General features: G+C 68.7%; 13 protein-coding genes. 3 read left to right on the top strand and 10 right to left on the bottom strand.

All coding sequences use genetic code 11. From position 1 onward, the window contains the following. Nucleotides 1–7: 7 nt before the first annotated feature. From drmB to AC07EJ_RS24845, 5 genes are all read right to left on the bottom strand, one after another. Nucleotides 8–1,882: a DrmB family protein gene (drmB, locus tag AC07EJ_RS24865; protein ID WP_393582158.1), complete on the bottom strand. Its 1,875-nt coding sequence runs from the start codon at nucleotides 1,880–1,882 to the stop codon at nucleotides 8–10. Beyond that, nucleotides 1,879–5,166 (bottom strand): helicase-related protein, encoded by a 3,288-nt coding sequence (locus AC07EJ_RS24860; protein ID WP_478884952.1) that lies wholly within the window; start codon nucleotides 5,164–5,166, stop codon nucleotides 1,879–1,881. Before AC07EJ_RS24860 ends, drmB begins: the two co-directional genes overlap by 4 nt. Further along, nucleotides 5,163–7,079 carry a UvrD-helicase domain-containing protein gene (locus tag AC07EJ_RS24855; protein WP_393582156.1) on the bottom strand — a complete coding sequence of 639 codons (1,917 nt, stop codon included), beginning with the start codon at nucleotides 7,077–7,079 and terminating at the stop codon, nucleotides 5,163–5,165. Before AC07EJ_RS24855 ends, AC07EJ_RS24860 begins: the two co-directional genes overlap by 4 nt. Further along, entirely contained in the window at nucleotides 7,076–11,833 is a 4,758-nt protein-coding gene (locus AC07EJ_RS24850; RefSeq protein WP_393582155.1) for a DEAD/DEAH box helicase, read from the bottom strand. Before AC07EJ_RS24850 ends, AC07EJ_RS24855 begins: the two co-directional genes overlap by 4 nt. A gap of 130 nt (nucleotides 11,834–11,963) precedes the next feature. Then, on the bottom strand, nucleotides 11,964–12,224 hold the full coding sequence (locus tag AC07EJ_RS24845) for a hypothetical protein (protein ID WP_393582154.1): 261 nt from the start codon (nucleotides 12,222–12,224) through the stop codon (nucleotides 11,964–11,966). A gap of 535 nt (nucleotides 12,225–12,759) precedes the next feature. Here AC07EJ_RS24845 and AC07EJ_RS24840 point away from each other — a divergent pair. The 3 genes from AC07EJ_RS24840 to AC07EJ_RS24830 are packed head-to-tail and all read left to right on the top strand — an operon-like array spanning nucleotide 12,760 to nucleotide 16,777. Continuing rightward, nucleotides 12,760–14,913 carry a helix-turn-helix transcriptional regulator gene (locus tag AC07EJ_RS24840; protein WP_393582153.1) on the top strand — a complete coding sequence of 718 codons (2,154 nt, stop codon included), beginning with the start codon at nucleotides 12,760–12,762 and terminating at the stop codon, nucleotides 14,911–14,913. After that, nucleotides 14,910–15,902 carry a hypothetical protein gene (locus AC07EJ_RS24835; protein WP_393582152.1) on the top strand — a complete coding sequence of 331 codons (993 nt, stop codon included), beginning with the start codon at nucleotides 14,910–14,912 and terminating at the stop codon, nucleotides 15,900–15,902. Before AC07EJ_RS24840 ends, AC07EJ_RS24835 begins: the two co-directional genes overlap by 4 nt. Further along, nucleotides 15,899–16,777 (top strand): DUF6339 family protein, encoded by an 879-nt coding sequence (locus tag AC07EJ_RS24830; RefSeq protein WP_478884951.1) that lies wholly within the window; start codon nucleotides 15,899–15,901, stop codon nucleotides 16,775–16,777. Before AC07EJ_RS24835 ends, AC07EJ_RS24830 begins: the two co-directional genes overlap by 4 nt. Before the next feature lie 16 nt (nucleotides 16,778–16,793). Here AC07EJ_RS24830 and AC07EJ_RS24825 read toward each other — a convergent pair whose 3' ends face one another. From AC07EJ_RS24825 to AC07EJ_RS24805, 5 genes are all read right to left on the bottom strand, one after another. Next, nucleotides 16,794–18,176: a DNA cytosine methyltransferase gene (locus AC07EJ_RS24825; protein ID WP_393582252.1), complete on the bottom strand. Its 1,383-nt coding sequence runs from the start codon at nucleotides 18,174–18,176 to the stop codon at nucleotides 16,794–16,796. Between the two features lie 11 nt (nucleotides 18,177–18,187). Then, entirely contained in the window at nucleotides 18,188–19,183 is a 996-nt protein-coding gene (locus tag AC07EJ_RS24820; RefSeq protein ID WP_393582251.1) for a DNA cytosine methyltransferase, read from the bottom strand. 17 nt (nucleotides 19,184–19,200) lie between these two features. Beyond that, nucleotides 19,201–19,581 carry a very short patch repair endonuclease gene (locus AC07EJ_RS24815; protein ID WP_393582150.1) on the bottom strand — a complete coding sequence of 127 codons (381 nt, stop codon included), beginning with the start codon at nucleotides 19,579–19,581 and terminating at the stop codon, nucleotides 19,201–19,203. Between the two features lie 444 nt (nucleotides 19,582–20,025). Further along, on the bottom strand, nucleotides 20,026–21,072 hold the full coding sequence (locus AC07EJ_RS24810) for an SEC-C domain-containing protein (protein ID WP_478884950.1): 1,047 nt from the start codon (nucleotides 21,070–21,072) through the stop codon (nucleotides 20,026–20,028). A 40-nt stretch (nucleotides 21,073–21,112) separates the two neighbouring features. Then, nucleotides 21,113–21,562: a DUF3592 domain-containing protein gene (locus AC07EJ_RS24805; protein WP_478884949.1), complete on the bottom strand. Its 450-nt coding sequence runs from the start codon at nucleotides 21,560–21,562 to the stop codon at nucleotides 21,113–21,115. Between the last annotated feature and the right edge of the window lie 109 nt (nucleotides 21,563–21,671).

Genomic DNA, 21,671 nt, shown 5'->3' with positions numbered 1-21,671 from the left:
GTGTGCCTCAGCGATCCAGGAGCCCGGCGAAGAACCCGATGGACGGGGCGTCGGGGGTGCCTACGAGGAGCGCTCGGTCGAGAAGGATGTTGTTGTGCTCACAGCTCGTCTCGGGGAGCATCACGCAGGCGTGGCACGCGGCGAGGTTGGTGCCACCGGTGCCGGACCTGCGTGACTCGACGCACAGGGGGTCGGACGAGCACCATTCCGCGCGACGCACGGCCGAGTGCAGGGCGTCCGCCAGGCGCTCGGGCTCACCCTGGGCCACCAGGCCGCCGAGACTGCCCGCCGAATCGCTTGTCGCCGTGTAGATCAGTACGCCGGCCATGTGCTCGTCCGCGTACAGGCGCTCGCGCAGGGCCGCCGCCGGGTATCCGGCGTCCAGGCTCCACTCGTTGATGAGCACGTGCGCCAGCGTGTGCAGGAGCACCATGCGGGGGGACGCGGGCGAGGCCGGGACGTGTGCCGGGTCGGTGGCACGCTGTTCCAACTGCTTCTGGTGGGCGACACGAATCCTCTCGACCCGGGCACCTGCGGCCAGGGCAGTCTCCCAGGTGTGCAGCCGCTCCTCGTCGAGGCGCAGGAAGACACCCTCACCACGCACCTCCATCGCGGGCAGCCAGTTGAGGCCCGAGGCGGAGAGCGCGGCCTCGTGGGCCTCGGTCGCCGACTCGGGGTCGGCGAGCCGGGTGAACGCCCTCAGGGCGCGCACCTCGCGCAGCTTCTTCACCAGCATGGGGCCGGTGACACCGAGCGGGTCCAGGAGCTTGGGGTCGCCGAGCGGGGGTTCGCAGACGAACTGCTCTTCGCGGGAGCGCTCACGGTCGTCGTTTCCCGTGCGCAGACGCTCGTACTCCTTGTTGCGCAGGGCCTGGTAGCGGTGCTCGAAGGTGGGGTCGTCCTCGCCCTGGGGGTCCTCCTCGCGCTCGGCCTCGAGCAGTTCCATCACCTCGTCCACGGAGACCGGGGGGCCGTCCGGGAACGCTCCAGAGAGGAAGGCCTCAATCGCGGCGCGTCCCTCCAGCCGGCGCAGCGCAGGCCACCGATCGGCGAGCGGGTCGGCGCGCCCGTCGCTCCACGGCGGGATGGACAGCGCGGACTTGAGCACCGGCTGCCAGGCGGAGGAGGAACCGCGTTGGATGGCGCGCGCCGTGTGTGCGCAGGACTGCGCGGGCACGGAGGTGCCGAGCCAGGGGCGTGTGCCGCGACAGCGCAGCCCGAGGTCCTCCAGTGCGTTCTTGCGGAACGAGCCCTCCATCGACACCTCGGGCACCGTCCCGCACGTGCACGAGACGAGGATCGAGCGAAGCGACGAACTGCGGCCGGAGGAGCGCAACTTGAGCGTGCCGCCGCATGAGCCGGCGCTCGAACCCGAACCTCCGCCACGCTCCGAGGAGCGGTGGACCCAGTGCCAGTACGGGAACTCGTCGATGTGCCCCGCCTCGCAGGCGACGACGAAGCGGGAGGGGACGAGTTCGACCTCGCAAGTGCCGCAGAGGCTGCGACCGGTCGGGGAGTTGAACGCCTGGTGCCTCTGCAGGTCCTTGCATTCGGGGCACGAGTGCATGAGCGGGAACCGCCGGACCCGTAGCCCGTCGCGGCTGTCCTCGTCGGACGCGGGAGGCAGCCGGAAGTGGCTGACGCCCAGGAGACGAGACAGACGCTGCTCGTGGATGCGCGGAGCCTCGTCCCGGCTCCAGTGCTCCTCGGCTCCGTCCAGACCGGAGACGATGAACGACTCCTGGTCCACGGCGATCATCGCTCCGACCCCGTAGGTGGTGATGGCCTGCGCGCGGCGGACGGTGCCGCGGCGCGGCAGGTTGAGCGCGGGGGCGGAGCCGTTCGATCCGGTCCTGCGGCGGCGAGCGGGGGGCGGGGTCATCGGGAGGCCTCCATGAACAGAGCGGACTCGGCGTCGACGTCGCGCAGGCTCCACAGCGTGGGCCAGGCCTCGGCGTCCTCGGCCTCGTCGTCGTACGACTTCAGGAGCGAAGGGGTGCGGTTGCCCTTGATGGGCTCGAAGAGCAGGCCGCCGTGGACCTCGGCCTCGTCGCACCACCAGTTCACGAACTCGTCGAACTCGTGAGAGGTGACGTCGACCTCGCTCGGAGCGATCTTGCGGACACGGTCGAGGAGCAACGTCTTGATCTCGCCCCGCAGCCGGTGCTCGTAGTCGGCTACCCGACCGGCGGCGTCGTTGGCGCGGGCCGCCGGGATCAGGATCCGTGCCAAAGCCACGACCACCGCGTGCAGCCCGCGGTCGCGGGCACGCGCGGAGAACGGGGTGACCGAGGTGGACTCGACCTCGCGGTAGAGCGCCGAGTGGAAGTGCTGGAAGCTCTCGTAGTGCGAACGGTCACGTGAGCGAGCCGAGTTCAGCATCACGGCGACCAGACCGGGGTGCGCGCGTCCGACGCGGCTGGTGGCCTGGATGTACTCGGCCGTCGTCTGGGGCTGCCCCATGACGGCCATCAGTCCCAGGCGGTCCACGTCGACACCGACGGCGATCATGTTGGTGGCGAGGAGGACGTCCACGGTGTCCTCGTCGGGGAGCTTCTTCTCGATGCCCTTGAGGCGGGCCGGGATCTCGCTCGCGTCGATCCGGCTCGTCAGCTCCGAGTAGTTCGACACGGACCGGACGTCGACGCCCTCACGCGCGGCGAGCAGCTCCAGATAGGCCACGACGTCGTCGTGGACCTGGAGCTCCGCGGCGGACAGCAGTCGGAGGCTGTTGAAGTAGCCGACGAGGCTGATATACGCGTCACGCACCTCGTCCTCGGTCTGCGCGTGCTTCGCCCGGTGCAGCAACGTGGCGTACGTGCGGATGAGCAGCGTCGACTGGCTGGTGCCTGGGGCGAACAGGCCCACGTAGCGACGGCTGGCCTTTTCCTGCCGCGGGGTCTCGACGGCGAACCAGGAGTCGCGGGCGTCCAGACCGGCCGGCGGGAACTGACAGACCGCACGGTCGAAGAGGTTGGTGCCCTGATCCGCCGCGCGGCGGATCGTCGCAGTGGAGGCGATCACCTTGGGGCGGCCCGCCCAGGGACGCTCGGGAACGGCGGGCAACGAGGAGAGCGCGTCGACCGCCGTCTCGTACAGGCCCGTGAGCGTGCCGAGCGGCCCGGAGATCAGGTGGAGCTCGTCTTGGACGATGAGCTCCGGGGGAGGAGTCGCGTCGTCCCGGTCACGGTTGAACAGCGCGGCGGTCGCCGGGCGCCACGGCATGGACGCGAACTTGTCCACGGTGGCGATCACCAGTGTCGGGCGCGCGGCGTACACCGCCTCGTCGACCATGTGCACCGGCAGCCCGTCCGCGAAGTCGCAGCCGTCGCCCGGGCAGCGCACGAACATCCGTTGGGCTTCCTCGTCCGCGTCGTAGTTCCTTGCGTCGAGTCGGGTACCGCACCACGGGCAGGCGTGCAGCTGGACCGGGTTCTCCTTGGCGAGGCGTTTGTTCAGGTCGGCACGGAGCTCCGCGAGCTTCTTGTCCGCGCTGTCCAGGGTGTTCGGAGTCGCCGACTTACCGACCCACATGCCCAGGGAGAATTCCTCGTCCCCCAGCGTCGAGGGGGCGGCGCGCCGCATCTGCTCCATTGCGCACAGCAGGATCGCGGCGCGCTCGAACTGCTGGAGCGTGAGCAGCCGCAGCGTGTAGCGCATGAGCACTGTCACACCGCCGCCGTCCGCGCCGAGGCGGATGCGTCGAAGGAACGAGGCCAGCGCGATCAACCCGAGGTACGCCTCGGTCTTGCCACCGCCGGTGGGGAACCACAGGAGGTCCGAGACACCGCGGTCGGGGTGCTCGGGGTCGTCGACACCCGCCAGGCACAGCAGCACGAAGGCGATCTGGAAGGGACGCCAGTGGCCTGCCTCCGGGTTCGGGACGCCCTGCCGGCCGCCCTTCACCCAGGCGCTGCGGGCCCGCTGCTCGGCCATGGCCCGGTTGGCGAGCCGGAACGCCTGCATCAGGTCCGGCTTGGCGCCCAGCAGATCGATCCCCTCGCGGATCCTGGCCAGGGCTTCGCGGCAGTCGCTGATTCGTTCCTGCGCGGGTGTGTGATGAGCCTCGTCCTTGAACGTGGCCGCCTCGAACTCCTTGGCCTCGATCCAGTCCTCGTAGCCGTCGGCGAGCGCGCGCAGCGCGGCGAGGACCTCGGAGTCCGAGCGCTCTGCCAGGCCGACCATGGACAGGGCCGAGGTGTCGATCTCCGGGTTGGAGTCGGTCAGGAGCACTTCGACCGAGGGCACGAACGAACTGCGTACCTCGGAGACCGCTGCCTCCCGGGGGTCGTTGACCCCGACCGGCGACGCGGTCCAGTCCCACTCGACGGCACAGCCGTGACCGACCGCGAAGGTCGGGGCGTGCCGGTGCAGCAGGCGGCTTGTGGCCACCTCGGGGTCGTGGGAGGCGGTGTGTGCCCGACGCTCGACGATGGAGCTGGAGCCGTCGGCCGAGCGCACCGTCAGACCGCACTGGAAAAGCGAGAGGGCGTCCTGGAGTTCCCGCTCGCTGACCTTGTTCTCGTTGACCAGGGTGACTGTGACCGTCACCGTGCCCGTGATCGGGCTCAGGCGGCGGACGATGAGCCGGAGCTTGAGATCTGACCCCAGGTTGATCGCGAGGTTCGGGTTCGGCACCGTCACGTCGATCGGCGCGATCGGGGCGAACTCGAGCTCCTTGCGACGCCAGTGCTCGCGCTGGTCGGAGGTGGTACGCGCCTCGGCGCGACGGGCGGAGACCACTTTGCCTTCGGCGTCGATCGGCTCGTACATCGCGGCCCGCACGTCCACACGGATGGATCCGCAGATGCCCGGGTCGACCGCGAAGCTCAATCCCATCGAGGACGGACGCCGGCTCCCCGCCGTGTCGGTCTCGGGGGCCGTCGAGTCGTCCCCGTCCCTATGCGCTGACAGGGGTGTCTCGTCGTCGCCTTCGTGCTCGTCGGCGTCCTCACGGAGAGCTTGAGCCGCGACAGCGTCCGACGGCATCGGGTACAGGACACCGGACAGATACCGGTCGATCGGCGCGTCCTGAGTCAGTACCTCTTCGCGGTCCTCGGGCGCCGCGTCCAGGGCCGGGCCGAACAGCTCGCGACGCAGTCCCACGAGCAGTTCCTCGTCCCGGACCCGGTAGTGCTCGGCGTGCCGACCTGCGATGTGCCTCATGCGAGCTGCTCCTGCTCCTCGTCCGTCTCGCTTTTTCGATACCTGCCGATGCCGATGATCCGCGGGGCGATCCACACGCCCCGCTCGCCGAGCCCGGCGTTGGAGCCGGCGGCGGCACTTCCCGTGACCGTCTCGAGTGTGTCCACCCGCAGTTCACGGATCTCATCGGGCCACCAGGGGTCCCAGGTGCGGCTCACCTTCTGCACCCGGAACAGATCCTGTCGGAACCGCTCCGACGCCTCGCCGATCTCGCGTCCTTCGTGCAGCAGGACGTACGGCGGGCTCTGCCACTCGCCGAGCGGCAGATCGTGTCGGCGGCTCAGGACCACCTCGTTGCCGGGACGGACCTTCTCCAGGAGGTAGGCCTGCGTCGCCACGGCGTCGGACTCGGCCCCGGCCGGGGTGTCCGAGCAGATGTCGTGGGGGCCGGCCACGATGGCGTACCGCTTGTACGACTGCTTGCCGTATCCGCTGACGTACTGCCGTCCCGTGCCGTTGGCCCCGGCGCGTTTCATGTTCGGCAGCTCTGGGCCGTCCATGAAGTACAGGTCCTCGCGCGCGCGGGTCATCGCCACATAGAGGGCCCTTGCCTCGGCCGGGAGGTCCAGGCCGTCCTTGAACTGACTCTGCAGCTCGGCGACGGTCATCGGCGTCAGCACGATCACCCGGTCGAACTCGAGCCCTTTGGCCCGGTGTGTGGTGGAGACCGTCAGCCGTGCGGTTTCCGGATCGGCCGCCTCGTCCGGGAACCGCCGGTCGGCGACCACGCGGCGAAGCCGGTCCAGGTCGACCACGCCGCGACCGGGACCGCGCGCCACGCGCCGCAGCACGGTCCACAGGACGTCCGCGCTCGGCTCGTACGGCAGGGGGATCGAGGCGAGAAGCGAGCGGAACCTTTCCTCCGAAAGGCCCGACGCCTCGGTCCGGCGCAGCAGCTCGGCCACCCAGTACGGCATCGGCCGCTCCTCCAGCGGCTGCCGCAGCCGGTGTTCCACACCGTTGGCGTGCAGCAGGCCGGAGACGACGAGCGCCTGGCGGTTGTCGCGAGTGAGGATGGCCGTGGTGCCGCCGGAGGATCGCAGACCGTCCAGGGTGAACGGGTCAGTGAGGTCCGCCATCCTGTTCGCGGGCGTCAGCAGCAGCTCGCGCAGCTCGTCGAATAAAGTCGCGGCCTCGTCCTCGTCGGCGATCTCCTGGAGACGGGCACCCTGTGCGAGCGCGACCCGGGCCTCCGGAGTGGTGGCACGGAAGTTCTCGGTCAGGCGCAGCTCCACGAGGTCGTCCGGGAACGAGGCGCGCAGCCAGGCGAAGAAGAGACCGGTCTCGTCGGCACGCTCGGCCAGGTCCTTGATCTGGAAGCCGTAGACGAACTGTGCGGCATCGCCGACCACGGTGAATCCGCAGCTCCTCTGATACACGTCGAGCAGGGTCTGTACGAGTTCCCTGCGGTCGCCGACCAGGTCCTGTACCTCGTCGATCACGACGTGCGCGGGGGGTACGGCGTCACCGGCCTCCAACGCGCCGGCAGCGATCGCGTCGGCAGCAGCCCTGATCCGCTCGTCGAAGCCCGCCGCACCCCAGTCGCGGTCCGGATACGCCTGGGCGACGATGTCGTAAGCCCAGGCGTCGAAGGTCTGCGCACGGACGCGCCGGGCCCGCTCCCCGTGTCGGGAGATCCGCTCGCGGAGCTCGCGTGCTGCCGCCCGGGAGAACGTCAACACGAGGATCTCGGAGGCCTCCAGGGCCTCCTCGGGGTCCTCGTGCCCGCACAGCTCGTCGAGCCGGCGCACCAGGGTGTGCGTCTTGCCCGCGCCTGCCCCGGCGGTGACCAGGACGCGTGCGTCCCAGGGCTGCTCGACCACGGCCCGCTGCTCTTCGGTGAGCGGAGGGGTGTCGAGGTAGGCGTCGGTCACTTACGGCTCCAGAGGTGTTCGAACTCGGTGAAGGCGAGGTCGGTATCGAAGTTCGTGATGTTGTCGCTCACGTTGAGAATCAGGCAGGTGTCCTTGCCGCCGTTCTTGGGCCCGCGCAGGCCACGCCCGATCATCTGCTGGTAGACGTTCTTGCTGAAGACCGGCCTGGCCACGACCACGACGCGGGTGGCCGGGGCGTCGAAGCCCTGGGTGAGGACGCCGTAGTTGGTGAGCACGCGGATTCGATTGTTGCGGAAGTTCTCGATGCGGCTGCGGCGGTCTTGGGTGCTGGTGGTCGAGTCCACAGCAGCGGAGCGGATATCGCGGTCGTTCAGCATGGCAGCCAGGTACTTGGCGTGGTCCACAGATGTGGCAAAAAGCAGAGTCGGCCAGTCACTTGGCAGCGCGGCCACCGCATCGACGATGCGACGGCTGCGCGCGTGGTCGTCGGCGAGCCTCTGTTCGGCGGACCGGGAGAGCATCGCCATGGTGTCCGCGTGGCTCTTCTCGTCCCGCGTCAGCTCGATCTGCCCGCCTTCCAGAGTGCGGTGTTCCACCTGGGCGAGCATTTCCCATTTCTGAAGATCCTGATACGGGTCGCCGGAGGGGAAGACGCCCTCGTCGAGCCGGCGGTTTCCGAAGCGGCTGACCAGGCGACGCGTCTCGTCCTCGTTGTTGTTACGGAACGGCGTCGCGGTCAGGCCCAGGAGATGGCGCTCGGTCTCGTACTGCGTGAGCCCGAGCCGGCCGAGGATCTCCGTGTAGCGCTTGGAGACGGCGGTGTGCGCCTCGTCCACGATCACCAGAGCGGCTTGCCGCAGCCAGTCGTACTGGTCCGTGCCGAGGCAGCGTTCCAGCTTGGCGTCCGTGGCGACCACGAGATGCGGGTGGTCGACCACGTCGCCGACCTCGTTGCTGCCCCACAGCCGACTGATGACGAGAGGACGCTCCGCCCCGACCTTGCTCCATACGAACTTCCAGCTCTGGACGGCCTGTTCGCAGAGCTCTTCGGTTTGCGCGATCCACAGCAGCGGACCTGCGAGATCCCTGACTCGCTTGACCCAACGGATCACAGCCTCGGCTGTCACACGCGTCTTGCCCGCGCCCGTGGGCAGTGACAGCATGCCGCGCTGAGGTGCGAGGCGGTCGAGCATGATCGTGACGTTGCGGACCAGGTCCTCCTGGTAGTCGTGGAGGCTCGGGAAATCGCGGGGGCCGTCGATCGTCTCGAAGGGAGGAGGCGAGGGTGTGCGCGATCCCGCGAACGACACCGGGAGCCTGAGATCGGAGACGAACGCGATCGCGTTGGACGTTCCGGTGTAGCTGCCCGGGGCATTGGGGAACCGCGCCTGGACGTCGCGTGCGTGCTGCTGGAGCACGCCGTCACCGTGCGCGTTGAACGCCATTTGCGCGATGCGGCGCGGGGTCGGCTCGGCGCCGTCCCCCTCCTGCATCTCAGCCTCCACGAGCCCTTCGGGCAGGCCTGCGCGCAGGGCGTCCGCACCGATCAGCAGCTCGATCTTGGTGACCACGTCCTGTGCCTCGCGTACGGCCTTCACGGCGGCCTGCATCGCGCTGTCCCGGGCCATGCGCTCTTCGAGCTCCAGCACGGCACGGCACCCTTCGGCGCGGAGCCCGAGCCCGAGCTCGGTGTCGATCAGGGCCAGCATCGGTGCGCGCTCCAGCGGCACCCGCACCTTCACGACGTCGCCCTGGCGCACGGCCTTGAGGGGTGCCGAGCGCGTTCCGTTCGGAGTGCGGATCACCTCCTCCAGCTCACTGCAGCGCTGGACGGAACTGGAGCGGTTCGTGCTGTTCAGACGCTGGCGCAGCCCCGGATAGAGGTCGACGAGGAGCACCGGATCGCCGTCGGGGACCTCGCGCGTCTCCGTGCTGATCACGTCGGCGTAGCGGAGCATGCCCCACCGCTCGACCAAGAGCTCGGCGTCGGCAGCAGACGGGACCAGGAGCGCGGGAAGCTGCTCGGCGCGCAGCGCGCGGTATTCGGCCGTGTCGACGGCAAGCGTGATCTCGTCGTCGGGCCGGGTGCCCCACGTGTCGCCGATGCGGCATCGTGTCAGGGAGTCCTCGGGGAATTCGGCCTCGAACCGGGTGAGCATTACGTACGTGGCTCCGACGAAGACGTCGTCTTCGCTGCGGGCCACCGCGTCGAGCAGCGACTGCCAGAGCTGGGGCGGCACCTCGTCGACCGTGACGGGCAGATGGAGCTTGCGCGCCTTCTCCGGAGAGATATCGGCGACGGGCAACACGTCGCGGTAAGAAGCGAGTTGTGGTCCCACGGCCTCCTTGAGGGGCTTCAGACCCTGGGTGGTCCCGACGACCCCGTACTTACGCAGCATCCACCGGATGGGAGAGGGAACCGCCTGCCGGGTGTTCGTCTGCGCACCGAACTGGCGGGTCCAGTGGTCCACCACGGACTCGTCGGGGAGAGCCTTGAGGAAGTTGGCCCGGGACTCCTCGGACATGGCACGGAAGAGGTGCAGAGGTCCGCCGATCGGCGCGCCCTCCAGCTTGAGCCGGGTGATCGCGGGTCGAGCAGCGCGACTGTCCAGCCCACGCAGATGCGAGGCATGAACGGCTTCGCGGTACTCCTGGAACCACTCCTCGTTCGTGCTGGGTCGGACACCGCTCGACGGCTTCGGACGCAGCCCGACCTGGGCGAAGAACGGAAGGTCGTCCGAGTGGAACACGACGTCGACCGCGATCTCGGGATCACGGCTGACGTCGACGACGGGACCGGGCAGCATGCAGTCCGCGATCGGCCGGAAGCGGCCGTCACCGGTCCGGACATGCAGTGTGTCGCGAGGGTCGGATACCCGCTCCAGCACCTTGTAGGTCTGCTGCCTGATGCCGGCATGGCGGAACAGTTCCCAGAAGCGCTGCCATTCGGCTTCGCCGTAGTGGTCGAAGCCCTGATCGAGGACGCTGGTAAACCGACCTTCGACGTCGGCTTCCCGAACTCCCAGGACATTGAGCGCGTGGCCCAGTTCCGGGTCCCGCGCCAGCTCGTCCACCACATACACGAGCGACTCGCGCAGTCCGCCCTGCTCGGTGCGGCGGAAGACCTTGCCGTGCGTGGGTGCCACGAAGCCGTGCTCCTCGGTGAGGATGACACGGGCTGTGCGTGCTTCACGGGCCTCGGGGCGGTTCGACTCCACCAGGGCGGCGAGGATCCTGATCGCCGCGGCGGACGACTCGGCGGTGTCGGCCTGCACCAGTGCCTCCAACCACTCACGCACACCTGCGCGTTCCTGGCGCCGCTCGCCGAGGATGTGCTCCACCTTTCCCGAGCGCAGCCCGTCGGCATCTGCGCTGGGGTGCAGCCATTTCGACGGACGACCGGGGCACTCGTGCCAGAGACGCAGCCAATCGGCCTTGTCCTTCGCGTCCTTGAACCGGGGAGGGGCCTGCAGATCCGCAGGGTTGCGCAGAGTCCCGTCCTGGTCCGGCAGGGAAGGACTGCTCGCGGCACGGTTCCAGATCTCGCGCGTGAGGAACTCGTCGGCCCAGCTGATCGACTCCTTCACACGGCCCGGTAGCAGCGGCAAATACGCAGCGGGATCCTGCTCCGGGGCAAGCGAAGGGAGGGAATCGACGACGAGTCGTGCAGCCACCCGGATCATCTCCTGGTTGAACGGAGACGAGTCCAACAAGTTCTGGCGGTCCTCGTTCGTCTTCCAGGCACCGTTGAGAACGCCGCTCAACGTCATCTCGTATTTGGTCGGGAAGAAGGACCAGAACCGCCCGCGGCCACGGGCGTTGGCCGTGTAGAGACCGGTCGACGGGTCCTCGGTCAGCGCCGGAACGGCCCAGGACAGGTCCAGCGTGACGCGATCGTGGAGCTCACCGGCGTCCGCACGCGCCGCCGGCCCAGGCTCGTGCGTGGTGGTGAACACGCGCCAGGAGGTCTTGGCGACGGCCTTTCCGGTCCGCTCCTCATCGATGGTGTGCAGGTTGTCCACGAGGTGTGAGGCCAGGACACGACGCAACACCGGACGCGGCCTTCGGTCCTCCAGAACCACCCGTCCGACATGCGGGGAGAACAGCTGGAAGCCGACGGGGAATTCATCACGGATCTCGCCATGGTTCTTGGCCCGGCCTCCGTGCATGTCCCGGCCCAACCGATCGTCCGCGCCGGCGAGCAGGGGGAGGCGAACCACAGTGGTCGCCCAGGTCAGCAGCTCGTTCAGCACGGGGTCGGTGTCTCGTTCGGCCTGCATGTCGAGAGGGCGGGCCATGCGAAGCACCGGGGCGTCGAAATTCTCTCCGTACCGGTCAGTGACGCCAGGCACGGAACTGATCTCCTGGTAGGACCAGGACCGGTCGAACCCGAAACTCCCGGTTGTGCTGAAGAATTCAGGAGTGTCCGTCACCACAAGGACGGACTTCACGCCCACGCCGAAGCGGCCGATCTGACCTCCACGCTTTCTGGACATGCTCATACGGAGAATTGTCTCGGCACCCTCGGGGGTGACGGCATCCCCTTCGTTAGCACAATAGAGATGTGATTCTGTGAGAACGACCTGAATCTTTCCGCCAGGTGCCGCGGCTATTTCATCAGCGGCGTTCTGGACGAGTTCGAAGAGCTGCCTGTCCCCGTATCCACCCTGAGTGATTCGACGCTCGCCGTTCGCATGCTCGGCCACGAGGCCGGGGTCTACGGAATAGGTCTGAAGGACGCGTGAGGACTGCTCGAGGACGGTCTGAACGACCTGCTGGTCTGAAGGCTGCACGGCTGCTGCGCTCCTGGTGCGTCAAATGCGATGAAGACTGGGATGGGGGTGGGCCGGCCGCCGAAACGTGTGCGGCCGGCCCACGGGAGCGGGGGAGGGCTCGACTGACGCGCCCTCCAGGGGAACGGCGTCAGATGTCCCTGGAGGGCGCGTCAGGCCAGTCCTCCGAACAACCCTCGTTCCCCTCGGCGGGGGCATGCAGGTCATCGGGGAGGCTCTGGATCGTCTCTGCCAGGTCGGGCTGGTGGTGCGGGAGGGAATCCTCGGACAGCTCGTGGAGATCGAGGACCTTCTTCGCCTCTGCCTTGCTGCCCTCCATCAGGATGTCCAGCTCGATGGCGCTGAGCTCCCGGGAGGAGAGGATGAAATTTTCGTCGCTCGGGTCGATCATGAAACGTATCGCCTCTTTCTTTGGGGCGGCGTCGAAGTGATTTCAGGCATGAGTCATCTGCTGTGGGCAGATTTCTGCCCGAGGGTCGAGGAACACCAGTCGACCAGGGGTTGCGGTCGACTTGCCGGTGGATCCCCCCGATTCGGGGAAATGATTCTGCGGACGTCTTGGTCGTCGGTGTGTGGATACACCTCTCCCTATGCCGCACGCCGCCTCTTGTTGGAGGTTTGGCCGAGCGAGATGCACTGCATCGCCGTCGAAGGTAGCGGTGCGGGGGGTCGGCGCGCAACCTTCAATTCGCCCTGAGATTCGATGAGTTGAGGGGGTGGTACGGAACTGACGCTTCCGATTTTTGGAGCGGTACGGGTCGACGGAAAAGGGGGAAATCTGGACAAGTGGGCTGAGCCTTCAAGGGGGAATCGCGAAAGAGCCCTGGTCAACTGGCAGTTGACGTTGGCTGTGGTGTCAAATTACGCTGCGGGACCATCCGGTCACATGCGGTCTGGCCGGGGGCCCGAGCGAGGAGTAGCGGAGCATGGAGATAGGCGAGGAGTTCGGGCCCTGGTTGGCTCGACAGCTCAAGTTCGCGGGGAAGTCGCAGGCGGAGCTGGCGGACGAACTCAAGCTCACCCGAGCTGCGGTCTCCGCCTGGATCACCGGTAGGTCGACCCCGCGTCCGACGGTCATGACAGACATCGCGAGGGCGCTCGGCACGGACATCGGCACGGTGCACACCCGCACCACCGACACGCAGTCCGGCCTGCCGGTCACCTGGTACCACCGTCCTGGATACCCGGACGGCGGCCGGGACTTGGGCAACGCGGCCGCGTTCGCCTTCGACGCCGACGTGCAGGTGCTCGCCCGCGAGACCTGCCAGAACAGCCTCGACGAGCGCCTGCGTGAGAACGGCCGGCCGGTCCGTGTCCGCTACACCCTCCACGAGCTGACCGGCGACGCACTGGACGACTTCCGCGACGCCATCCTCTGGAACGACCTGTTCCCGCACTACTCGGCCGTCTCCGACGCGTCCGGGAACCAGAAGGTCGGCCGCGTAGTGGACTCGGGTGTCCGGGACATGTACGAGCAAGGGCGGCTGGTCCTGCTCCGGATCGACGACTACAACGCCTCCGGGCTCACCGGTGACGACTACGGCGACGGCAAGTTCGCCGCCGTCGTACGACGTCAGCTGGAGAGCCTCAAGTCCGGCCCCGGTGCGGGAGGTTCGTACGGCCTGGGCAAGGCGACCCTGTGGGCCACCAGTGCGCTCGGCCTCGTACTCATCAACTCCACTCTGTCGGCTGCGCATGAGGGCCGTACCGAGCGCCGGGTCATCGGGCGACTCGAACTGCCGTGGCGTGAGATCGACGGCGTACCCTATGCCGGTCCTGCCTGGCTGGGGCGCCCCGACCCGGACACCCCGGGCGCGGCGGTGGCCCGCTCCTGGTGGGCCGACGAAGCGGAGGTGAAGCGGCTGCACCTGACCCGCGAGAGCGATGAACCCGGCACCTCGTTCCTCGTCGTCGGCGCTCACGACGTAGCCAGTCTGGACGCGTCGACCTCCGGGACCGACGACGACATCGACGAAGCCGACGACGAGGGCACGGACCCGCGCAACATCGAGCGCATGCATGTCCGGTTGGTGGAGGCTCTCGGCCGGGACTTCTGGGCGGCGATGACGGGTGGTGGTGGAAGGCTTCCCCTGCTCGAAGTCTTCGTGCGGACCATGCGAAACGGCGAAGTCGTCGTGCCCGAGGAGCAGATCGACCCCTCCGCTGAGCAGCCGGCCCGCACCCGCGCGCTGAAGGCGCACTACGACGGCGCCACCGTGGAGAAGCTCACCGAGGCGGGGCAGGTCGCGATGCGGCAGATCCCGCTCAAGCTGCCACTGTCCGGCGGCGCCCGAGGATCGCTCGGCACTCACCAAGGTGTCCTCCTGCTCACCGACGCGGAGGAGAACGACCACGGCGGCAAGAATCAGGTCCACTCCCTGCGCGGAAACCGGATGACCGTCAAGCGGTCCGGGGTCCCAGGGCTACCACTCGGGGTCAACCCCTTCCAAGCGGTGCTCCTGCTCGGAGAGGCCGCCGGCGAGACAGCCGCCTTCACCCGCGAGGCCGAAGACTTCCTGCGTGCCGCGGAACCCCCCGAGCACGACGGCTGGGGACAGACCGACGAGCTGACCCTGAGGTGGTCCCCGGCTGCGTACCGACGGATCAACGCGCTCACCACCGAGGTCAATCGGGCCGTCAAAGATCTCGTCGCGCGACCCAAACGCGGCAGTACGGAGGGCGGTGCGGCTCTGCGGAAGGCGCTGACCGTGAAGGCGAAGCCCAAGGCCAAGGCGCCGAGCGGACCTGTCGTGCCCGTACTGGACACGCTGGATGCGGAGATCGGCGACGGGGGAGACTGGAGGATCACTGCCCAGGTGACCATTCCTCGCGGCGACGAGATCACGCCCATGGCGCCGATCGCTCAGCTCGACGTACGGTCCGGCGGCCGTCCCAACCTGCGGTGGGCTGAGCTGGAGGGAATCGAGGGTTGCGAGGTGGTCGACGGCACCCTGCGCTTCGCCCCCGGCGCCCGCCGAGCCACGTTCCGCGGTGCCACTGACGTCACCAGCCACCCCGTCCGGACGGCGCTCAGCCGCCTGGTCGTCGAACTCCGCACCGGCAAGGGGGAGGACGCGTGAAGGTCTACCCGTACACGCGGCTCAACCGGCCGATCTCCCTCCGGGTGACGGCGGTGTCGCTCAAGCTCACCGACGGTACGCGGGACCCGCTGGAGGCCAGTGCCTTTTCCACTGCGCAACGGGCGGTCGCGCTTGGCACAGCCGGTCACGACAGCTGGGTGAGCGCCGGCCTCCGGGTCTCCGCGACGATGCCGCCCGGGGCGGACGCGGAAGACGCACCCTGGTCCGAACTCCGTGTTCTCGCCGTGCTGACCGACGGCGAGACCAACGTGCGCACCTGTGTCGAGCTGACGCGTGACACGGAGGACGGCCGGGACTGGTCCGGCACGGTGGACATGCTCCGGGACGACCACGCGGGGAGAGCGTCCCTGTCAGCCTTTGCTGTCGGCACCGTCGACGAGATGCCGGGCCGCGTGATCACAGAGAGCAGCGCGAACTGGATCGTCGACACGCTGTCCGACGACCCGGTCAGTGAGCTCCGACTCAGCGTCCAGAAAGCGCCGTTCAGGACGAGCGCACGGGAATGGTTGCGCGCCTACGCCGATGTCCCATGGATCGTCGACACCTCGGCGCGCCTTCCCACGGTCTTCGTGAACACGGACGTCGACGGATTCCTCGGCCTGCTGGACAGCGTCGGTTCCGGTGTCGAGAGCAAAGTCAGCGACCTGCTGATCTCGCAGATGGCCACCGATGTCTGGAGCGCGGTCTTCCACAGCGCCCTCGGAGACCTGGAACTCGACGGGGGGGACCCGGTGTTCCCCACCGACTGGAAGGGCGAGGTGCTGCGGGAGATGCTTCCCGACGTGATCCCCGGCCTGCACGTCGAGGACGCCCTGCGCCAGGTCCACCGCCGTCGCACCGGTGACTCCGGCTGGGCCGAACTGCAGACCCGTATCCACTACGCGGCGGTGCGCCGCTCCGACACCACGAAGGCACTGAGCCACGCCATCCGGCGGCTGGAACAGATGAACCGAGAGAGCGCGACGTGATCAACAAACCGAACCACGTGCCCGATCGTCTCGGGCTGCTCGACACCTCCGCCGCCGACCCGTTCCTCACCGAGGGACTACTGAGGGGCGAGGAGGTGCACGGTGGGATCGACCTCGCCAAGGTCGTCGAGCCGCTCGCCGAGGACGATGCCAGATGGTCCACGGAGCCGATTCGGGGCTTGGTGGTGGATGCCATGTACGCGTTCGATGACGAACGGGCTCGCGCCGACGCCTGGCTGGCCCCGCGGCTCCACGCCACGCTCCGGTTGACACGCCGCGAAGCCGCCGACAAGCGTCTGTGGAACCACATCGCCGTGGCTGTGGCCCCCGACTACGTGGTGTGGCGGCACCTGTCGGAGGCGACCGCGAAGAGGAAAGTGCCGCGGGTCCCCGCCGAACGCTTCCGAGGCTCGCCGGACCGACAGTGCTTCTCACGGCTGTGGTGGGCGGCGGAACTCTTCAGGAACGGGCCCGACTACGCGCCCGTCGAGACGGCTTGCGGCAACCAGGACCTCATCCACAGCGTCCTGCGCAAGGAGCTGGTCGACCATCGTCCGACAGCCCAGGCCCTGGTTCGGCTCCTGCAGAGCGGAACCGTCACCACGGGCAGGGAGATCGACGGCCTGAGCGTCGCGATCAACGCGGCCGGCGCGACAGTCGTCTACGATGCCTTCGCCCCGGACGAACCCCGCGACCCCGAGCCGCTGCGCCGCTGGATCGGCGAGGCCGAATGGGCGCCACCGGTCGACCGTCACCTGCTGCCGGAGGGGCCGGATGAGGATCCCGTGCCCGAGGAGTCCGTGGCTGACCTCACCAAATACTTCGCGGAACTGTTCGAGACCGCGCCTGTCAGGGGCCGGAAGAACGCCGACTGAAGGTGCCGCGGCACGCTCACAGGGCGTACTGCGGCACCACAAGCCCCGCCGACGCGGGCACTCGCTTCGGTGGGTTCGTCGACGGTGGGGTCGAGCGACGCGGTGCCTTGTCGTCGGAGCGAGGGCACCTGTCGGTGCAGTCGTCGGGAGCACCGCAGCCGTGGAGCCGCCGCTTGGCCCGCTGCTCTTCAGTGGCCGCGGTCCATGGCTTGTCCATGAGCGAGGCCGAGGGCGTCGGAAGCCCCAGGGCGGCGCTCAACATGTGGGCGCCGAACAGCGGCGGGACCGCGTTGCCGACCTGCTGGGCCTGGGCCGCGCCGGACCAGGGGTAGTCGGGCGGGAAGCTCTGCAGCATGCCTGCCTCGTTCATGCTGAACCGATCGCCCTCGTGGACGATGTCCTCGTTCAGGTGCTGGAAGACCACGAAGCGAGAGATACGTCCGGTCACGGTGGTCGCCGGCTGCCGGTCGGTGCGCACACCGCGCCGCCCGGGGTTGCCGGAGCTTCCGTAGTTGGAGCGCACGATGAACGGCGTGGGGCGACCGGGATGCGAACCGGCCGGTTCGCCGAGTGCGTCACCCATCGATCTCCATGCCTGCAGCTCGGCGGGAGTCATCGAGTCGCCGTCGAGCGTCTCCTGTCGCACCTCCACCTCGGCTTCCTCGACCACCGGCACCGAGTCGTGGTTCCACTTCCTGGGCTCGTACGCCCGGTGCGTGGGAGGAGGAAGGGAAGGCCTGCCCAGCCCGACGCGCCGGGCGATGAGCACCGCGCGCTTTCGCGTCTGGGGCACACCGTAGAGCTCGGTGCCCAGGACGCCGACGCTGACCTCGTACCGAGTGCCGTCAGGCAGGCCCTGCTTCTGCAGCACCTTCGCGTACTGCTGCCAGAGCGCTTTGACCGCCGGAACCTGTTCCAGCACGATGACGTCGTACGGCCGGTGCGAACGGTTCGGGCTCCGGGTGGCCTGGATCGCATACCGGAGCGGTTCCAGGACCAGGGCGGTACGGGGGTCGCTGAGGTTGCTCAGCGCCTTGTCGATGTCCTGGTCCGAGTCGCCGTGCATCAGGCGGTCGATGTAGCCCTTCACCTCGTCCAGGGCCTTCCGGCCGACGCCGCTACCGGCCACCGAGTACGTCTGGCACGGCGGGCCCCCGGCGAGAATGTTGATTTCGGGCGGCAGTGACTCGAATTGCTCCCTGCGTACGGCACTCACGTCCGCATGCAAGGTGTCGAGGCCGGCGGTATATCGGGTCAAACACGCGCTTTTGTCCCATTCGATGCCGAGGCTCGGAATGTCGAGCGCGTGCGCGGCGACGTCAAGTCCTCCAGGACCAGCGAACAAGTCCAAGACGAACGGCGCGTCGAGAATGGACTTGTGGGGTGCCGTGCTGGTCATGGTGCTGAATTCTAGCCGGCTGCGCGACATGCTGAATCCCTCTTGAGCGCTTCCGCCACGGCCCGTCCCAGGGCCCGCCCGACGGGCGGCGGCAGTGCGTGTCCGATCTGGCGATAGCGAGGCGTCTTGGGACCGCTGAACTCCCACGATTCGGGGAAGCCCTGAAGGATCGCCGCCTGCTCAGGGGTGATCTTCACCATGTGATCCCGACCCCGCTCGGGATCCCAGACGAAGTCCTCGCCGGGTACCTGGTCGCCCAGGGTGTGCCCGTTGACGCCCATGGTCGCCCACTTCTTCTTGGAGCCCGTCGGCCCCAGGTCGGCGCCGCCGCGGTTCTTGGAACCTCCCACGAGAGTCGGCGCAGGCCGGTCGGCATGCGCGGCCCAGCGCGCTGCGTCCGGCCAGCCCCGGGCGCTCATCGAATGTCGCAGGGCGGCGCCGACGGTCGTCGGCTCGTCCACCGTGGGAACCGGAGGACGGAACGAATTGCCGTGGCCTCGCTCGACGGCGACGAGCACGCCCGACCTGCGGTTCTGCGGGACCCCGAAGTCGACGGCGTCCACGACGAACCAGCTGAACTCATAACCGAGGTGCGCCAGTTCGGCGCGAGCGAAGTCCCTGAACGGCTGGTAGTCGTCCGAGTGCGCAAGACCGGGGACATTGTCGATGAGTACCGCCCGCGGCTTGATCGCATGGGCCAGAAAGATGGTGGCCCGCAGCAGCCGCTCTTCTTCGCCGGAATCCGGGCGGCTGACCGTCGCACTCGACTTCACCCGGGGGAGCCCCGCGGAGAGCAGATCCACGTCATAGCTCTCGGGGTGCTCGCTCGGGTCGAAGTCCAGGAGATCTTCGAGCACCACGTTCCAGTGCGGCCGATTGGCCGTGAGGGTGGCGACGGCGCGCTTGTCGTCGTCGAGCAGAAGGCGAGGTTCGAATCCGGCTTGCTCCAGGCCGAGCGCGAGACCGCCTGCTCCTACGCAGACATCTACCAAGGTCAGCCCGCCCATGTTCCCCGTCCCTCTGCTCATCGATCGCTGCTCCGCAGTACGACGGCTCTGATCTGCGCCGCCACGTCCTCCGGGTCCTCGTGCTCCCAGAACCGCAGTACGGTCCAACCCGCTGCCGTCAGGTGCTCGGTGGTCTCCCGGTCCCGCGCCATGTTCCTGTCCAGTTTCTGGCGCCACCACCCCGCGTTGACTTTGGGCTGCGTCGCGTGCTGCGGACAGCCGTGCCAGAAGCAGCCGTCGATCAGCACGGCGACCTTGGTGCGGGTGAAGGCCACGTCGATCCGACGACGGGCCATCCCCGGCACCGGGTACTCCACGCGGTACCGCAGCCCCGCCGCGTGCAGCAGTCGCCGGACCGCCAGCTCGGCACCGGTGTCCTTGCTGGCCTGCTTGCTCATGCGAGCCGATACGTCGGGGGAGGAGGGCTTCATCTCGGTCACAGCTGTCGTGCCTCACGCATGTGGGTCTTCACGATCGATGATCGCAGCTTCGTTCCTGCCCGAGTCGACGGCTCGGAACCGCACCAGAGGACGGCCGCCGGTCGCCGTCGAAGTCGGGGCGACGAAGGCGAACGCCATCACGAGGTCACGCGGATCGACCGACCGGCGGACGCGATCCGGGGTTCGGATTCCATCACGGGGTACAGCACCAACGTACCTCGGCGCGGTCGGACGTTCTCCTCGACCGTCGCGTTCCCGGTCAGAGACGTGGCGCCCGCCAGACGCATCGCGGCGGCCACATGGCGAGGCTCGCGGATCGCGCCGAACAGGGCCCCACGGCGCCGGGTCCGCCTGCCTTCGCGAGTATCCGGACCGCCCAACTCCCCTCAGCCCGCCGTCAGGTCAGCTCTCCTCCACCCCATGACACTCCCCGTAAGCCGACCCCGACCCGCACCAGCACTCCGCCCCCCGCTCCGGCGGCCACGGGATCGCGCGGCCTCGGGCCGCCAGCGTCGTGGCGTACTGCGGTAGCAGCGACGCATCTGTGGGGGGCGAGGACTCCGACGCCGCGAACGCCTCGTACGACGGGACCGTGCCCGTGACGATGCCCAGGTTCGGGGTGCCCGATGCCGCGAGTTCGCGGAGGGAGGACTCTATGGTCGCCAAGTGCTCCTCGTGGGACGGGTATTCGGTGGACAGGGTCGGGTACGCGGCCAGTAGTTCCGTCAGCTCCGTCGACGGCCAGTGCAGTACCGCCACCGGGAACGGGCGGGACAGGGCCTGCCGGTACGTGCCCAACTCTGCGCGCAGGCGCATGATTTCGGCCTTCAGCTCCGCCGGGTTGTTCGAGCCGAGCGCCCACGTCCGGTTCGGGTCGTGGAGTTCGTCCAGGGACACCGCCGCCTTGTGGACGAGGTCCGCGAGCGCGTCCCAGTCGTCGTGCTCCGCACCGATCAGGCGGCGTACGCGGTGGCGGCCCAGGAGGAGCGGGTGCGTCTCGTACGGCGGGTTCGCGCGCTCCGCCTCCGGCAGGAGCAGCGTCAGGGCCTCCGTGAAGGACTCGTGCGCCGCTTCGAGTTCGTCGTGCGACTCCAGGGACTCCGCCACGATCACGTACGCGGCAGGGTCCCGCGGGGCCGCCGTCCGGATGCCCGCGATGATCGCGCGGGCCTCCGCCTCGTGGCCGTACTCCCACAGGTTCGCGGCCATCAGGGCCTTCACCAGATGCGGCTGCTCCAGCTCGGACGGCGGTCCGGCAATGAGGCCGTCGTACAGCGAGGCCGCGCGTTGGCGGGCGTCCGCCAGTTCGTAGTGCGCCGCGGCCTGGAGGAGCAGCTGCTCCGCGTCCTCCGGGTACAGGCCGGCGATGCGCTCCAGGCGCTCGGCTTCGGCGATGTGGTTGACAGGGTCTACAGGCTCGGCGGGCGTAGCAGGCGTGTCGGGGCGCATGGGTGACACCGTACTGCCGACCACCGTCACCGGCGCCAGGTCACCACCCGCTCGCGTAGCCGTTGCTTTCGTTCAATACGTACGCCATGCGCCCGACCACCACGGCCAGCGTGCCCGCCCACAGGACCGTCCCCGCCCACAGCCAGGCCACGCACGAGCGGTAGCGGCCGTCGGTGTCCAGGGCCGCGAGAGCGGGGTGCGCCGGGTCGAAGCGGACGCGTACGCGGCGGCCCTCGGGGAGCGCGTGGGCGCCCACCTCGTCGGGGAGCGCCTGTTCGTGTGCCGTGCCGTCGGGCGCCGTCCAGCTGACCACCGGATGCAGTACCGCGTACGACGCCTCGTTCGACGCGACATGGCCCGTCACGATCGCGTCGACCACCGTGCCGGTGCTGCGCCGGAGCGTCTCGGTGACGAGTTGCAGCACCTGCGAGGTGGCCAGGGCGACGCCTGAGATGAAGGGGATCAGCGCGAGCAGCCAGAGGGGACCCATGGGGCGCGAGCTTAAGGGCCGGCCGGTCGGACGGCCGGGGTGGGGGAGTGGCCGGGTGCGGGGCCGGTCGGCCGGCCGATCCCGTAGGCAGTCGGCCGGTCAGTTCACT

The sequence above is a fragment of the Streptomyces sp. NPDC045026 genome, from assembly GCF_056432625.1.
The sequence above is the reverse complement of the archived record's forward strand: the minus strand, read 5'-3'. Positions and strand labels throughout refer to the sequence as shown.

What these genes read in the sequence shown, in the direction of transcription:
- AC07EJ_RS24845 (WP_393582154.1), bottom strand. Translation starts at nt 12,224, where the DNA reads ATGATCGACCCGAGCGACGAAAATTTCATCCTCTCCTCCCGGGAGCTC.
- AC07EJ_RS24820 (WP_393582251.1), bottom strand. Translation starts at nt 19,183, where the DNA reads ATGGGCGGGCTGACCTTGGTAGATGTCTGCGTAGGAGCAGGCGGTCTC.
- AC07EJ_RS24805 (WP_478884949.1), bottom strand. Translation starts at nt 21,562, where the DNA reads ATGGGTCCCCTCTGGCTGCTCGCGCTGATCCCCTTCATCTCAGGCGTC.
- AC07EJ_RS24840 (WP_393582153.1), top strand. Translation starts at nt 12,760, where the DNA reads ATGGAGATAGGCGAGGAGTTCGGGCCCTGGTTGGCTCGACAGCTCAAG.
- drmB (WP_393582158.1), bottom strand. Translation starts at nt 1,882, where the DNA reads ATGACCCCGCCCCCCGCTCGCCGCCGCAGGACCGGATCGAACGGCTCC.
- AC07EJ_RS24810 (WP_478884950.1), bottom strand. Translation starts at nt 21,072, where the DNA reads ATGCGCCCCGACACGCCTGCTACGCCCGCCGAGCCTGTAGACCCTGTC.
- AC07EJ_RS24815 (WP_393582150.1), bottom strand. Translation starts at nt 19,581, where the DNA reads ATGAGCAAGCAGGCCAGCAAGGACACCGGTGCCGAGCTGGCGGTCCGG.
- AC07EJ_RS24825 (WP_393582252.1), bottom strand. Translation starts at nt 18,176, where the DNA reads ATGACCAGCACGGCACCCCACAAGTCCATTCTCGACGCGCCGTTCGTC.
- AC07EJ_RS24860 (WP_478884952.1), bottom strand. Translation starts at nt 5,166, where the DNA reads ATGAGGCACATCGCAGGTCGGCACGCCGAGCACTACCGGGTCCGGGAC.